This window comes from Burkholderia sp. LK4 (genome assembly GCF_001043615.1).
Classification (GTDB): Bacteria; Pseudomonadota; Gammaproteobacteria; order Burkholderiales; family Burkholderiaceae; genus Burkholderia; species Burkholderia cepacia.
Genome location: NZ_LDUL01000038.1, coordinates 71,066 through 85,687 on the forward strand (window position 1 = coordinate 71,066; position 14,622 = coordinate 85,687).

Sequence of the window (14,622 nt, forward strand, 5' to 3'; positions counted from 1 at the left end):
TTCAGGAGCGGAACAACCGCGAATACTGGGTTTCGTGCCGTGCGGACAGGATGCCGAGCTGCGGCGCGAACGTGTTGACGGCGTCGGGCGGCGTCGCGAGCGCGCGGCGTACGGCCGCGTCGATCGCGCCGCGCAGCGCGACGATGATGCGTTGCCCGGCGAGCTGGCCGAGCGGCACGGCCTTCAGCGCGGCGGACGTCTGGTTCTCGACCCAGCCGAATGCGTACGCGGTGAGCACGGCGTCGGCACCCGCGTCGTGCGCGGCGGCCGCGTAGGCGAATGCGGTCGGCAGCGCGATCGGCGACATCGCCGCGAGCGTCGCGCGGCGCGCGGCATCGCCCCATTCGAGCGACGCGCACAGTTGCGCGAGCGACCAGCCCATCTGTTCGGTCTCGCGGCGCAGTTCCGCCGATTCGCGGCTCGCGACGAACCATGCATTTTCGGCGACGAGCGCGTGCGTGTCGTGCGCGTGCCAGCGCGCGAGCTGGTGCGCGAGGAACGGCAGCTCGCCGTGCGCGAGCACGTCGGTCAGGCCGCTGGCGATCCAGTCGCGCGCGGAATCGGCGTCGTGGATCAGGTTCGCGTCGAGCGCGGCTTCGAGGCCCTGCGAATAGCTGTACGCGCCGATCGGCAGCGCCGGCGACGCGAGATGCAGCAGCGCGACGAGTTCAGTGGTGGTCATGGCCGTGGCCGTGCGTGCATCCGGGACCATGCTGATGATCGTGATCGTGATCGTGATCGTGATCGTGATCGTGATCGTGATCGTGCGAGTGTGAATGGCCGTGATGCTCGCCGAACACCTGCTGCGCAAGCGCGTAATCCTCGGCGAACGTCGCATCGTGCCCGTGCTTGTGTCCGCCGCCGTACGCGCCGGCTTCCGGCTGGAACGGCGCCTGCGTTTCCTCGACCTGCGTGCCGAGCCGGCGCAGCATGTCCGCGAGCACCGGGTCGGCCTCGAGCTTCAGGTAGCCGTCGCCGATCTCGACCGGCGTATGACGGTTGCCGAGGTGATACGCGGCACGCATCAGCGTGAGCGGATCGGCCGCGCGTACGCGCAGCACGGTTTCGGCGGCCGCGGCGATGCGCACGAGCGCGCCGTCGTCGGCGACGAGCACGTCGCCGTCGCGCAGGATCGTTCCGCGCGGCAGCAGCACTGCGACGTCTTCGCCGGTGTCGAGCGTCGCCGCGAGGCGGCTCTTGCAGCGGGCGTCATAGGCGAGCGTGAGCGTCGGCGCGCGTGCGACGAGCGACGCGGCGAGTTTCACGTTCGAGGCGATACGTTTGTCGAGGGTGCGCATGAAACAGGAACCGGAGGCCGGCTATCAGAACAGGAAATAACGCTGCGCCATCGGCAGCACCGTGGCCGGCTCGCAGGTGAGCAACTGGCCGTCGGCGATCACGTCGTAGGTTTCGGGATCGACGCTGATCGACGGGCGCCATGCGTTGTGGATCATGTCGGCCTTCGTCACGTTGCGGCAGTTGCGCACGGGCACGATCCGCTTCGCGAGGCCGTAGCGTTCCGCGATACCGGCATCGGCCGCCATCTGCGACACGAAGGTCAGCGACGTGCGTGCGAGCGCACCGCCGCGCGTCGCGAACATCTCGCGATAGTGGACCGGCTGCGGCGTCGGGATCGACGCGTTCGGGTCTCCCATCTGCGCCATGGCGATCATCCCGCCCTTCAGGATCATCGACGGCTTGATCCCGAAGAACGCAGGTTCCCACAGCACGAGGTCGGCCCATTTGCCGGGTTCGATCGAACCGACTTCGTGCGCGATGCCGTGCGTGAGCGCCGGGTTGATCGTGTATTTCGCGACGTAGCGCTTCGCGCGGAAGTTGTCGTTACGCGCGTTGTCTTCCGGCAGCGCGCCGCGCTGCACCTTCATCTTGTGCGCGGTCTGCCAGGTGCGGATGATCACTTCGCCGACGCGGCCCATCGCCTGCGAGTCGGACGACAGCATCGACAGCGCGCCGAGATCGTGCAGGATGTCCTCGGCCGCGATCGTCTCGCGGCGGATCCGCGATTCGGCGAACGCGAGATCCTCGGCGATCGACGGATCGAGGTGATGGCACACCATCAGCATGTCGAGGTGTTCGTCGAGCGTGTTGATCGTGTACGGGCGCGTCGGGTTGGTCGACGACGGCAGCACGTTCGCCTCGCCGCACACCTTCAGGATGTCGGGCGCGTGGCCGCCGCCCGCGCCTTCGGTGTGGTAAGTGTGGATCGTACGGCCCTTGAACGCGGCGACCGTCGATTCGACGAAGCCGCCTTCGTTCAGCGTGTCGGTGTGGATCGCGACCTGCGTGTCGGTGTCGTCGGCCACCGACAGGCAGTTGTCGATCGCGGCGGGCGTCGTGCCCCAGTCCTCGTGCAGCTTCAGCCCGATCGCGCCGGCCGCGATCTGCTCGACGAGCGGCTCGGGCAGGCTCGCGTTGCCCTTGCCGAGGAAACCGAGGTTGATCGGCCAGCCGTCGGCGGCCTGCAGCATCCGCTCCATGTGCCACGGGCCCGGCGTGCAGGTCGTCGCGTTGGTGCCGGTGGCGGGGCCGGTGCCGCCGCCGAGCATCGTCGTGACGCCCGACGCGAGCGCCTCGTCGATCTGCTGCGGGCTGATGAAGTGGATGTGCGTGTCGATGCCGCCGGCCGTCACGATCAGCCCTTCGCCGGCGATCACTTCGGTCGCGGCGCCGATCGCGATCGTCACGCCCGGCTGGATGTCGGGATTGCCGGCCTTGCCGATCGCGGCGATGCGGCCGTGCTTGATCGCGATGTCGGCCTTCACGATGCCCCAGTGATCGAGGATCACCGCGTTCGTGATGATCGTATCGGGCACGTCGGCGGCCACGCGCTGCGACTGGCCCATGCCGTCGCGGATCACCTTCCCGCCGCCGAATTTCACTTCCTCGCCGTAGGTCGTGTAATCGCGTTCGATCTCGATCAGCAGTTCGGTATCGGCGAGCCGGACGCGGTCGCCCGTCGTCGGCCCGAACATTTCCGCGTACGCGCGGCGGCTCAAGCGTAATGTCATGTGCTGTTCCTGAAGAGCGGGGCGCGGCTTACAGCGGCCCCATCACCTTGCCCTGAAAACCGTAGACGGCACGATCGCCCGCGAGTGCGACCAGCTCGACGGTGCGCGTCTGGCCCGGCTCGAAGCGCACGGCGGTGCCGGCCGCGATGTTCAGGCGGAAGCCGCGCGCGGCCGCGCGATCGAACGACAGCGCGTCGTTGACTTCGAAGAAGTGGTAGTGCGAGCCGACCTGCACCGGGCGGTCGCCGGTGTTCGCGACGACGAGCGCGAGCGTCGCGCGGCCCGCGTTCAGTTCGTGTTCGCCGTCGTCGGTGAGGATTTCGCCGGGGATCATGCGGGGCCTCACGGAATCGGGTGATGGACGGTCACGAGCTTCGTGCCGTCGGGGAAGGTCGCCTCGACCTGGATGTCGGGAATCATCTCCGGCACGCCGTCCATCACGTCGTCGCGCGTGAGCAGCGTCGTGCCGTAATGCATCACCTCGGCGACCGTCCTGCCGTCGCGCGCGGCTTCCATCAGCGCGGCGGTGATGAAGGCGACTGCCTCCGGATAGTTGAGCTTCAGGCCGCGTGCGCGTCGGCGCTCGGCCAGCAGCGCCGCCGTGAAGATCAGCAGCTTGTCCTTCTCTCGGGGAGTCAGTTTCATGAAGGCAAACGTTCAGTAAAACGTAATTTTTATCGGTGCGTGGGCGACAGGGCGAACGCGCGGGTCATCGTAGCACCGCGCCGTTTTGCGTGCGTCGTGTATCGGTTATGTAAGCAGCAAGGCGCGTGCCATGTGCATGGAACGCGGCGCGATGCGCGTTCCTGGTGCGCGATGCATGGGCAACGTGCAGCGTCGGCCGTGGCGCTGCATCGAAACGGTGCGTGGTGCGACCGTGCTCAGGTTTGCCAGAGGCGCAGCGGCCGTGCGTCGACGCCGTGCACGATCGGCCGCAGATACAGCCAGCAGTCGGTGAAGTGGCGCTGCAGCGCTTCCATCGACGTCGACAGCGCGCGCACCAGCACGACGCCGGGCGTCACGCAGGTCGCGCCGGCGCGCAGCGTGTCGTCGAACGGCATGCGCGCGGCGAGCGATTCGGCGAGCGCGGCGTCGCATGCGGCGCCGGCGGCCCACAACGTGCCGTATACCGGAAAGCCGGCGAGGCCCTGCAGCGCACCGCGCAGCGGATCGTGCGCGTCGAGCAGCGCGCGTTCGGTCCACAGCGGCCGGCCGTCGGCATCGACGAGCGCCGACGTCGACGCGATGCGTCCCGCCGACCACGTTTCGCCTGCCGCCTGCCGGCCGAGCTGCGTCGCGTCCCAGCCGATCGCACTTGCGCCGTTGCCGAGCGTCACCTTGAAGTCGAGCGCGGCGTGCGCCGCGTCGAAGAACAGGTTGTTCTGCGGCAGCCAGTCGAGCCTCGCGTGAGCGCCGATCGCGATGCCGATGCGCTGCGTCGCATCGAGACCGTTCGACTTGTACCACTTGGTCGCGCCGGGCGTTGTCAGGACCGCGTGCGTGCCGTCGCCGAGCGCGATGTCGATGTCGAGCCGGTCGCCGCCCGCGACGCCGCCCGGTGGGTGCACGATCACCGCGTGGCAGATCGCGTCGCCTTCCGGATACAGCGGCCGCTGCACGCGCAACGGGCCGTCGTGCAGCCGGTGCGCGAGCGTCGTGCGTGCGCCGTGCCGCTCGAAGCCGAGTTCGAGGCGGCCGCGCCACGACTTGGCGACGGCGGGGCGGGACAGCGAGGCATGCGAATCGGGGGCGGACATCGGCGGCGAACGGGAAACGAGGAAGCGGGTGCGAAGAACGTGGATGCTACCGGAACAATAATGCAGATGCGGCGTTCATTGAAAGCGCCGGGTTGGGTCGAATCCCCAATCTTCTGCGTGACAAGCATGGCCGTACATGTCCGATGGCGCGCCATGCCGTGGAGCGTCAGAGCAGTGCGACGGGCCCGAGCGACGCGAGAATGGTTGCACGCTGCTGGCGCGTTTACGCCTGGCTCGGTGGCATGGTGTCGGTCTCCGTGTCGGCTGACGCGTGTTCGCTGTCCAGCGCGGCGAATTTCTCGCGGAGCGCCGACTCCTGCTGTGCGAACACCTCCGGCTTTTTCTTTTTGAGATTCTCGAGGTTGATGAGCTTCCATCTCAGGGCCGGCAACTCGCGCAGATGCGCGTATGGCATCAAGGACCAGTCCGGCTCGGCCCGGACCAGCGATATCAGGAATCGACGATGATTCTCCGTGAGCGATGCGGGTAGTTCCCGATGGAGCCGTTCTTGAGTTGTTTCGAGCACCGCCAGGTCGACGGGTTCGACCGTCATGCCGACGAAATCGGAGTCATAGGCCTCTGCCATCGAGTGCTTCGGTCCAAACAACACTTCGTGAATCGGTCTGTTATGCCCGGACAGATAGCCCACGAACGCATCCACGATATCCGGGCGCAACCCGTGGTGCGCATACATATGCATCACATCGAAAAGATCGCGCGGATGCTGGCGGTCCAATGCGGCCACCAGCTTGCTGCCATAGAGCTCCGCGTCGTGAAGCGTCGGGACTTCGACGCTGGTGCTGAAGGTGTCCTCGGCTTGCTTCGTGAGGAGGCGCCTGACGGGGTCGAGTAATGTGCCCCGGAATATGTAGTTGACCTCGACCTTGACGGCGGTCGCGCCGGAAATGACGACGAGCTTCACGTCGTCGCCCTTCGCTTTCCCGGACGACGAGGCGGCCGAGAACTCCGTCGCATGTCCCTCGGCCTCGATTTGCTTCCGGGTTCGATCCAGCTCCTGGTCGATCGCATCGAGCGCTTCTTCGCGGTTCAGGCCTCGATCGGTGAACACGACATCGATATCGACCGACAGACGTGGCATGTCATGGAGAAAGAGGTTGAGTGCGGTACCGCCCTTCATCGCGAAGCGCGGCGTGTCGAAGACGATCGGTGCAATCGAGAGCATCAGCCGGACGGTGTCTACGTAGGTCTGGTTCATCACGGTTTGAGTGTGAGTCGCTTGCCGTTTTTCATCTTGTTCGACCATCGCGTGCCTTCGCCGAGACGGTTGACGTGCTTCTGGAGTTCTCGTGCCCACGGAAAATCCGCACCTTGTCCAAGGTCCCGCACCAGTCGTACTACCTTCACGCTCGTACAGTGATGTAGAAGTACGTCCAGCGTTTTGACGCGCAGGTTGCGCAATCCGATCACCAGGTTGGATGCTTCCTCTAATGACTGTCCTTTTCCGATGTCGCTTGCAAGCTCCAGTATGGCTCGCTCCGGCACGGAAACAAGCACGTCGGGTCCCCCGGCGGGAAGCTGCGTCAGCCCGAACGAATAGGGCAACGATTCGTCGAACAACGCAGTGGTCTGGTACGTGTAGTGCATGTGCTCCGCGACCCATGAGGGGATGCGATAGGGTCTCGGGCCCCAGAGAATGACTTTCTCTTTGAATGCGATGTTGTGGCGAACGCCTTGCCAGGCGAGGGCTGTTTTGCCGCCGACGTGGATGCCGGGGACGCGTCGGCCAAGATGCGCGATGATGCCGTCCCGAGAGGGCGTGTCGCCGGTCAGCAGGTAGGTACCTTTCGAAAGGCGTTGCAGCCAGCCGGACTTGACCATATGTGACGCCAAAGCCGCGCTCACGCCCATGTTTCGAAGCATTGCAGAATCGATGGGGTAACCGCGCAGGGTCTCCTGCATCAACCGCTGGACTGTTTTATTGCTCATCGTGGCGTGATCGGAGCGTTGTCTGATTGCAGTATATATAGAGTATGTTTGATTATCTGCAATTTTATAACGCTATCGCGCCAGATTCACCGGATCCCGTCACGCCTCAAGCCACGCCTCGGGAAGGACATGATCCGGCCGACACGTTGACTGCATGCGAGAAATGCGCTGTTTATTTGATAATCCGAAAATATTCAACGCTCAAATAATAAGGGTCTGAATAAAAAGACCTGATTGCCGGCAGCAGGATGGCCAGCCGGTGTCCATCACACTGCGATCAACTCGCGCACGCCGTTCGTCTCCATGTCCCGCGCGTCGCCCCCCGCGACGATCTCACCGCGGCTCATCACCCAGTAGCGATCCGCGATCGAGCGCGCGAAATCGTAATACTGCTCGACGAGCAGCACGGTCATCTTCGATTCGTCGACGAGCTGGCGCAGCGTGCGCCCGATGTCCTGGATGATCGAAGGCTGGATGCCTTCGGTCGGCTCGTCGAGGATCAGCAGCTGCGGCTCGCTCATCAGCACGCGGCCGATCGCGAGCTGCTGCTGCTGGCCGCCCGACAGGTCGCCGCCGCGCCGCGCGCGCATGTCCTTCAGCACCGGGAACAGGTCGTAGATGCGGTCGGGTACTTTCGACGGCGCCTTGCGGCTCGCCGCGCCGACGAGCAGGTTCTCCTCGACGGTGAGCCGCGGAAAGATGTCGCGGCCCTGCGGCACGTACGCGAGCCCGGCCGCGACGCGCGCATACGGCGGCATCGCGCCGAGCGCGGTGCCGCGCCACGACACGCTGCCGCTTTTCGCGGCAACGACGCCCATCAGGCAGCGCAGCAGCGTGCTCTTGCCGACGCCGTTGCGGCCGAGCAGCACGGTGAGCTTGCCGTCGTCGGCGGCGAGGCTCACGTTGCGCAGGATATGGCTGCCGCCGTAGTACTGGTTCAGTGCTTCGATCTTCAGCATCGCATCAACGTCCGAGATAAGACTCGATCACCGCGTCGTCGCGCTTGACCTGGTCGAGGGTGCCTTGCGCGAGGACCGCGCCTTCGGCCATCACCGTCACGCGGCCCGATTCGCCCGCGAGCGCCGCGACGAATTCCATGTCATGCTCGACGACCATCATCGAGCAGGTGCCGCGCAGCGTGTTCAGCAGCTCGGCGAGCTCCATCGTCTCGTGGTCGGTCATCCCGGCCGCCGGTTCGTCGAGCAGCAGCAACGCAGGGCGCTGCATCAGCAGCATGCCGATCTCGAGCCGCTGCTTCTGCCCGTGCGACAGCTCGCCCGCCGCGCGATACGCGTCGCTTTCGAGGCCGATCAGCGCGAGCGTCTCCTCGATCTTCGCCTGCGCAGTGCGGTCGAGCCGCGCGCGCAGCGACGCGAGCCAGCCCTTGTCGGTCTGCATCGCGAGTTCGAGGTTTTCCCACACCGGATGCTGCTCGAACACGGTCGGCTTCTGGAACTTGCGGCCGATGCCCGCGCGCGCGATCTCCGGCTCGTTCATTCGCGCGAGATCGATGGTCTGGCCGAGAAACACCTTGCCCGCATCGGGGCGCGTCTTGCCGGTGATCACGTCCATCATCGTCGTCTTGCCCGCACCGTTCGGGCCGATCACGCAGCGCAGCTCGCCCGCGTCGATCGCGAGCGACAGCTTTTTCAGCGCGCGGAAGCCGTCGAAGCTCACCTCGATATCCTCGAGGTAGAGGATCGTGCCGTGCGACGTGTCGATGCCCGGCGGCACCACGCGTCCCATCGATGCGGTGCCGCTGACGGCGAGCAGCTCGTCCTCGGGCGGCGGCGTGAACTGGTAGAGGGCCGTTCCGTTCATGCACGTTTCCCCTTCGCGAGCACGGTTTCGACGAGGCCCATGATCCCGCGCGGCAGCAGCAGCGGCACGAGCACGAAGATCAGGCCGAGGAAGAACAGCCAGTATTCGGCGAAGTACGCGGTGAAGAAACTCTTCGCGCCGTTCACCGCGAACGCACCGACGATCGGCCCGATCAGCGTGCCGCGCCCGCCCACCGCGACCCAGATCGCCATTTCGATCGAGTTGCCGGGCGACATCTCGCCAGGGTTGATGATGCCGACCTGCGGCACGTACAGCGCGCCGGCGATGCCGCACAGCACGGCCGACACGGTCCACACGAACAGCTTGTACGCGAGCGGGCTGTAGCCGAGGAACATCAGCCGCGTCTCGCCGTCGCGCACTGCGGTGACCACACGCCCGAGCTTGCTGGTGACGATCGCGCGCGCGGCGATGAACGCGAGCACGAGCGTCGCGAACGTCAGCAGCAACAGCACCGTGCGCGTGCCGGGCGACGTGATCGCGAAGCCCGCGATGCGCTTGAAGTCGGTGAAGCCGTTGTTGCCGCCGAAGCCCGTCTCGTTGCGAAAGAACAGCAGCATCGCGGCGAACGTCAGCGCCTGCGTGATGATCGACAGGTACACGCCTTTCACGCGCGAGCGGAACGTGAAGAAGCCGAACACCCAGGCGAGCACGGCCGGCACGAGCACGACGAGCGCGAGCGCCCACGCGAGATGCTGCGTGCCGCTCCAGTACCACGGCAACTGGTGCCAGTCGAGAAACACCATGAAGTCGGGCAGGTCGCTGCCGTACTTGCCGTCGCGGCCGATCTCGCGCATCAGGTACATGCCGATCGCATAACCGCCGAGCGCGAAGAACAGCCCGTGGCCGAGGCTCAGGATGCCGCAGTAGCCCCACACGAGATCGAGCGCGAGCGCGGCGATCGCGTAGCACATCAGCTTGCCGGCGAGTGTCATCGCATACGCGGACAGATGGAACGCGCTCGACTCGGGCGCGACCAGCGCGGCGAGCGGCACGCCGATGCCGATCGCGATGCACAGCGCGATCAGCGCGAGCCACGCGCGGCGCGACAGCAGCGCGGGGCGGGGCGGCAGGCCGAGCGCGAAACCGTTCTCCGCACGCGCGGCGGCGGCGGGCTTCGGCGCGTCGGCGAGCGGCTTCGACAACGAATCGGTGATTGAAGTCATGTCACGCCTCCGCGCTGCGGCCCTTCGGGGCGAACATGCCCTGCGGACGCTTCTGGATGAACAGCACGATCATCACGAGCACCGCGATCTTCGCAAGCACGGCGCCCCAGAACGGCTCGATCGCCTTGCTGACGAGGCCGAGCCCGAAACCGCCGAGCACGGTGCCGGCGATCTGCCCGACACCGCCGAGCACGACGGCCATGAACGAATCGATGATGTAGTTCTGGCCGAGGTCGGGGCCGACATTGCCGATCTGCGACAGCGCGCAGCCGCCGAGGCCCGCGATGCCGGCGCCGAACGCGAATGCGTACGCGTCGACGCGTGCGGTTTTCACGCCGACGCACGCGGCCATCCGGCGGTTCTGCGTGACCGCGCGCACGAACAGGCCAAGGCGCGTCTTCGTCAGCACGGCCCACGCGACGAATACCACCGCGAGCGCGAACGCGAGGATCACGAGGCGGTTGTACGGCAGGATCAGGTTCTGCATCACCGTCACGCCGCCGCTCATCCACGACGGGTTCACGACCTGCACGTTCTGCGCGCCGAACAGCATCCGCGTCGCCTGGATCAGGATCAGGCTCACGCCGAAGGTGGCGAGCAGGGTCTCGAGCGGGCGGCCGTACAGGTGCCGCAGCACGAGCCGTTCGAGCACGATGCCGACGAGCGCGGCCGTCACGAACGACACCGGCACGGCGACGAGCGGATACCAGTCGAACGCGCCGGGTGCGTAGCGCTGGATCAGCGTCTGCACGACATAGGTTGCGTACGCACCGATCATCAGGAATTCGCCGTGCGCCATGTTGATCACGCCGATCAGCCCGTACGTGATCGCGAGGCCGAGTGCGGCGAGCAGCAGCACGCTGCCGAGCGACAGCCCCGCGAACAGCGTGCCCGCGATCTCGCCGCGGCGCTGCAGCGAGTGCAATGCGTCGAGCCCTTGCTGGGCGGCGTCGCGCACACGCGCGTCGGGCTCCGCGTAGCTGCCGTCGGCATTCTTCGCGACGAGCGGGCGCAACTGCTCGATCATGTCGAGATCGCTGCGCGCGGCCACGACCTGCACGGCTTCGAGGCGCTTCGCCGGATCGGCGTCGTGCAGCGCGGCGATCGCCCACAATGCATCGAGGCGGCGCTTCAGCGCGGGATCGGTTTCCTTCGCACGGGCGCGGTCGATCATCGGCTTGAGTGCCGCGTCGGGCGACTTCAGCAGCGCATCGATCGCGTCGCGGCGCGCGGCGACGTCGGGCGACGCGAGCGCGAGCCCTGACAGCGCGCCCGCGATTTTCGTGCGCAGCAGGTTGTTCAGCATCACGGGCTGCGCGTCGCCGGCCGGCGTCGCGGCCTGCGAGAGCGCGTCGTGTGCGGTGTCGCCGGACTGGATCAGCAGGCGGCCGTCGCCGGTCGCGAGCGCGTCGCCGCTCGACAGCGCGTTGAGCAACGCGACGGCGCGCGGATCGGGATCGGCGGCGAGCCGTTCGATCGCGGCCGTCTTCGCGTCGAAGTCGTCGCCGGCGAGCGCGGCGGTATCGGCAGCCGTCAGCGCGAACGCGGCGCGCGGCAGCCCGCCCGCGAGGGCGGCGCACGCGACGATCGCGACGGCGGCTCGGCGAAAGCGTGTAGGCATCGGGAAATCCTGTCGGGCGTGGAAGGCGGATGCGGGCGGCGATGCGCGGGCGCTTGCGGTGCGTCGGCAAGCGCGCCCGGGGCATCGGCGCCTGCAAGCGGGCGGAGCATCGCGCCGGTGCGCGACGCCCCGCGTCGCGTCAGGCGAGCGCCGTGCGCTGCCGGCGCAGGAACGCCGGGATCGACGTGACGATGTCCGGCTTGCCCTGGTTACCCGCGATGTACGGGCTCCACGGCTGCGCGCGCACGGCCGTCTTCGTCTTCCACACGACGTTGAACTGCCCGTCGCCGCGGATCTCGCCGATCATCACCGGCTTGTGCAGGTGATGGTTGCCGTCCATCGCGAGCGTGAAGCCCGACGGCGCGGCGACCGTCTGGCCGATCATCGCGACACGCACCTTGTCGACGTCGGTGCTCTTCGCCTTCTCGACGGCCTGCTTCCACATGTGGATGCCCACATAGGTCGCCTCCATCGGGTCGTTGGTCACGCGCTTCGCGCCGCCCGGCAGGTTGTTCGCCTTCACCCATGCGGCGAACTGGTCCTTGAACTTCGTGTTGGTCGGGTTCTTCACCGACATGAAGTAATTCCACGCGGCGAGGTGGCCGACGAGCGGCTTCGTGTCGATCCCGCGCAGTTCCTCCTCGCCGACCGAGAACGCGACGACCGGCACGTCGGTCGCCTTGATCCCCTGGTTGCCGAGCTCCTTGTAGAACGGCACGTTCGAGTCGCCGTTGATCGTCGAGATCACGGTCGTCTTGCCGCCCTGCGAGAAGTTCTTGATGTTCGCGACGATGGTCTGGTAATCGCTGTGGCCGAACGGCGTGTAGACCTCCTGAATGTCGGCGTCCTTCACGCCCTTCGATTTCAGGAACGCGCGCAGGATCTTGTTGGTCGTGCGCGGATACACGTAGTCGGTGCCGAGCAGGAAGAAGCGCTTCGCGCTGCCGCCTTCCGCGCCCATCAGGTACTCGACGGCCGGGATCGCCTGCTGGTTCGGCGCCGCGCCCGTATAGAACACGTTGCGCGACATTTCCTCGCCTTCGTACTGCACCGGGTAGTAGAGCAGCCCGTTCAGCTCCTCGAACACCGGCAGCACCGACTTGCGCGACACCGACGTCCAGCAGCCGAACACGCACGCGACCTTGTCCTGCGTGAGCAGCTGGCGCGCCTTCTCGGCGAACAGCGGCCAGTTCGACGCGGGATCGACCACCACGGGCTCGAGCTTGCGGCCCATCACGCCGCCGCTCTTGTTGATGTCGGCGATCGTCATCAGCGCGGTGTCCTTCAGCGACGTCTCCGAGATCGCCATCGTGCCCGACAGCGAGTGCAGGATGCCGACCTTGATCGGGCCGGTGCCCGCATCGGCCGCGTGCGCGAACGGGCTCTTGCCCGCGAGCGCAAGCGCGCCGGCCATCGAACCGAACTTCAACAGACTGCGACGTTTCATCGGGTTCCCCTTGACGTGTTGGATATGCGTGCGCCTTGACGGCGTCGGCCAACAGATAACGCAAGGCATGTGCCAGTCGTGCGGATGCACGCCCGGCGTGCCTGCGCGGGGCAGGGTGGGGCGCCGGGACGGGGCACATGACGCGTCGTGCAGCATGCGCGGTCCGTCGCGGTGCAGGGTCGCGGGCGGAAATGGTGCACGGTCGGGGTTCCCCGTTCCGGTGCCTGCGTGCGGTGCGGGAACGGTCGTGCACCATGACTTCACGCCAAGCGGGGTGGGGCGGCGCGGTACCGTCGCAGGTCAGACGACGCCGAGACGAACCGGAGCGGGAAAGAAAAACGGGCGCGCCATGCGCGCCCGTTCGGCGGGTCGGTATGACCGGCAGCGATGTGCCGGCCGGTGCGGCGGCGCGCGATGCGCCACCGGCGGGATCAGTAGCGCGGGACGGACGGATCGACGTCGCGCGACCACGCGTCGATCCCGCCTTGCAGGTTGTACAGCTTCGTGAAGCCGCGCGACTCGAGGAACATCGCGACCTGCGCGCTGCGCATCCCGTGATGGCACACGCAGACGATTTCCGCTTCGTCGTCGAGTTCTTCGCTGCGCGCGGGAATCTGCTGCATCGGGATCGACACGCTGCCGGCGATGTGCGCGGTCGCGATTTCCCACGGTTCACGCACGTCGAGCACGACCGGCGCGGGGCGCGCCTTGTCGCCGAGCCATTCCGCGAGCATCGCGGCGGTCAGGATCTGCATGGAGGCTCCGCTGCTCAGAACTTGAAGCGCGACGGCTCGATCGCGTTGACGAGGTGGTCGATGTAGGTTTCGAACACGTCGGCGACGCGGTACTGCTTGTCGTCGATGCGCGTGATGATCTGCGCCTTCATCACCGGACGGCCGCCGACGAATGCCGACAGGCGGCCGCCGACCTTCAGTTGCTCGAGCATTTCCTGCGGCACGACGGGCAGGCCGCCCGCGACGCAGATCACGTCGTACGGCGCCTTGCCGGCCCAGCCGCGCGAACCGTCGCCGAGGACGACTTCCGCGTTGGTCACGCCGTCGTTGCGCAGGTTGTCTTCCGCGAACTTCGCGATGGCCGGATCGATCTCGACGGCCGTCACGTGCCGGGCGCGATGCGCGAACAGCGCGGCCAGGTAGCCCGAACCGGCGCCGATCACGAGCACGTTCTCGTGCTTCTTGACGGCCAGCTCCTGCAGCACGCGCGCTTCGACGCGCGGGAACAGCATCTTGCTGGTGCCGCCCGGCAGCGGCAGTTCGAGGTCGGCGAACGCGAGATCGCGGTATTCGGCCGGAACGTAGTTTTCACGCTTGACGATCGACAGCAGGCCCAGGACGTCGAGATCCAGCACGTCCCACGGCCGGATCTGTTGTTCGATCATGTTGAAACGCGCGTTTTCGATATTCATGGTGTGGTCACGCAGCCTGGTCGGCCATCAGCGGGGATAGAGAAACTTCGTGATTGTACCAAACGGGGCGGCCGCGAAGCCTTCAGGCGGCCTGCAACTGACCTTTACCCCTTGCTCTTCCTGATCTGCGCCTCGAAGGCGAGGTCGAGCTTGCTCGCCTTGCGCGGCTTTTTGGGGCCGAATTCGTCGACGAACTTGACGAACTCGTCGAGCGGCAGCGGCTCGCAGCGCTTTTCGGCGGTGCCGCCCGAGCGGTCGACGAGATAGAACAGGCCGCCCGCCATTGCGACGGCCGCGAAATGCGGGTTGCCGGAGCGGGTCTTCAGGCGTTCGACCGCGTGGGTCGCTTTGGTGGTGCGCATCTTGCGGATTCTGGCGGGGCGTAAGCCC

At 66.7% G+C, this 14,622-nt stretch carries 16 protein-coding genes; all 16 read right to left on the minus strand.

All coding sequences use genetic code 11. From position 1 onward, the window contains the following. Position 1 precedes the first annotated feature (1 nt). Entirely contained in the window at positions 2-682 is a 681-nt protein-coding gene (locus tag VK92_RS20235) for an urease accessory protein UreF (RefSeq protein ID WP_048024236.1), read from the minus strand. Beyond that, the gene (ureE, locus tag VK92_RS20240; RefSeq protein WP_048024234.1) at positions 669-1,298 is read right to left on the minus strand and encodes an urease accessory protein UreE; all 630 of its coding nucleotides are present in this window, start codon (positions 1,296-1,298) and stop codon (positions 669-671) included. Before ureE ends, VK92_RS20235 begins: the two co-directional genes overlap by 14 nt. Before the next feature lie 24 nt (positions 1,299-1,322). Then, complete coding sequence (gene ureC, locus VK92_RS20245) at positions 1,323-3,029, minus strand: urease subunit alpha (RefSeq protein ID WP_021161918.1); 1,707 nt, start codon at positions 3,027-3,029, stop codon at positions 1,323-1,325. 28 nt (positions 3,030-3,057) lie between these two features. Beyond that, positions 3,058-3,363, minus strand: a complete 306-nt coding sequence (locus VK92_RS20250) for an urease subunit beta (RefSeq protein WP_021161917.1) — start codon at positions 3,361-3,363, stop codon at positions 3,058-3,060. An 8-nt stretch (positions 3,364-3,371) separates the two neighbouring features. Then, complete coding sequence (locus VK92_RS20255; RefSeq protein ID WP_006491064.1) at positions 3,372-3,674, minus strand: urease subunit gamma; 303 nt, start codon at positions 3,672-3,674, stop codon at positions 3,372-3,374. A 236-nt stretch (positions 3,675-3,910) separates the two neighbouring features. After that, a complete protein-coding gene (locus VK92_RS20260; protein ID WP_048024232.1) occupies positions 3,911-4,786 on the minus strand; it encodes an urease accessory protein UreD in 876 nt (291 codons plus the stop codon). A gap of 223 nt (positions 4,787-5,009) precedes the next feature. Continuing rightward, positions 5,010-6,002 carry a nucleotidyl transferase AbiEii/AbiGii toxin family protein gene (locus VK92_RS20265; RefSeq protein ID WP_048024230.1) on the minus strand — a complete coding sequence of 331 codons (993 nt, stop codon included), beginning with the start codon at positions 6,000-6,002 and terminating at the stop codon, positions 5,010-5,012. After that, complete coding sequence (locus tag VK92_RS20270; RefSeq protein ID WP_048024228.1) at positions 6,002-6,733, minus strand: type IV toxin-antitoxin system AbiEi family antitoxin domain-containing protein; 732 nt, start codon at positions 6,731-6,733, stop codon at positions 6,002-6,004. Before VK92_RS20270 ends, VK92_RS20265 begins: the two co-directional genes overlap by 1 nt. 266 nt (positions 6,734-6,999) lie before the next feature. Further along, positions 7,000-7,692: an urea ABC transporter ATP-binding subunit UrtE gene (gene urtE, locus VK92_RS20275; RefSeq protein ID WP_048024226.1), complete on the minus strand. Its 693-nt coding sequence runs from the start codon at positions 7,690-7,692 to the stop codon at positions 7,000-7,002. A 4-nt stretch (positions 7,693-7,696) separates the two neighbouring features. After that, complete coding sequence (gene urtD / locus VK92_RS20280; protein ID WP_021161914.1) at positions 7,697-8,554, minus strand: urea ABC transporter ATP-binding protein UrtD; 858 nt, start codon at positions 8,552-8,554, stop codon at positions 7,697-7,699. Continuing rightward, a complete protein-coding gene (urtC, locus tag VK92_RS20285; protein ID WP_048024225.1) occupies positions 8,551-9,738 on the minus strand; it encodes an urea ABC transporter permease subunit UrtC in 1,188 nt (395 codons plus the stop codon). Before urtC ends, urtD begins: the two co-directional genes overlap by 4 nt. Before the next feature lies 1 nt (position 9,739). Then, positions 9,740-11,359: an urea ABC transporter permease subunit UrtB gene (gene urtB / locus VK92_RS20290; protein WP_048024223.1), complete on the minus strand. Its 1,620-nt coding sequence runs from the start codon at positions 11,357-11,359 to the stop codon at positions 9,740-9,742. Positions 11,360-11,498: 139 nt separating this feature from the next. Next, a complete protein-coding gene (gene urtA / locus VK92_RS20295; protein ID WP_021157051.1) occupies positions 11,499-12,806 on the minus strand; it encodes an urea ABC transporter substrate-binding protein in 1,308 nt (435 codons plus the stop codon). A 431-nt stretch (positions 12,807-13,237) separates the two neighbouring features. Beyond that, positions 13,238-13,561, minus strand: coding sequence for a rhodanese-like domain-containing protein (locus VK92_RS20300; protein WP_011351193.1), 324 nt, complete (start codon positions 13,559-13,561; stop codon positions 13,238-13,240). 14 nt (positions 13,562-13,575) lie between these two features. Continuing rightward, positions 13,576-14,232 (minus strand): protein-L-isoaspartate O-methyltransferase family protein, encoded by a 657-nt coding sequence (locus VK92_RS20305; protein WP_021157052.1) that lies wholly within the window; start codon positions 14,230-14,232, stop codon positions 13,576-13,578. 104 nt (positions 14,233-14,336) lie between these two features. After that, positions 14,337-14,594 (minus strand): hypothetical protein, encoded by a 258-nt coding sequence (locus VK92_RS20310; protein ID WP_021157053.1) that lies wholly within the window; start codon positions 14,592-14,594, stop codon positions 14,337-14,339. Positions 14,595-14,622 lie beyond the last annotated feature (28 nt).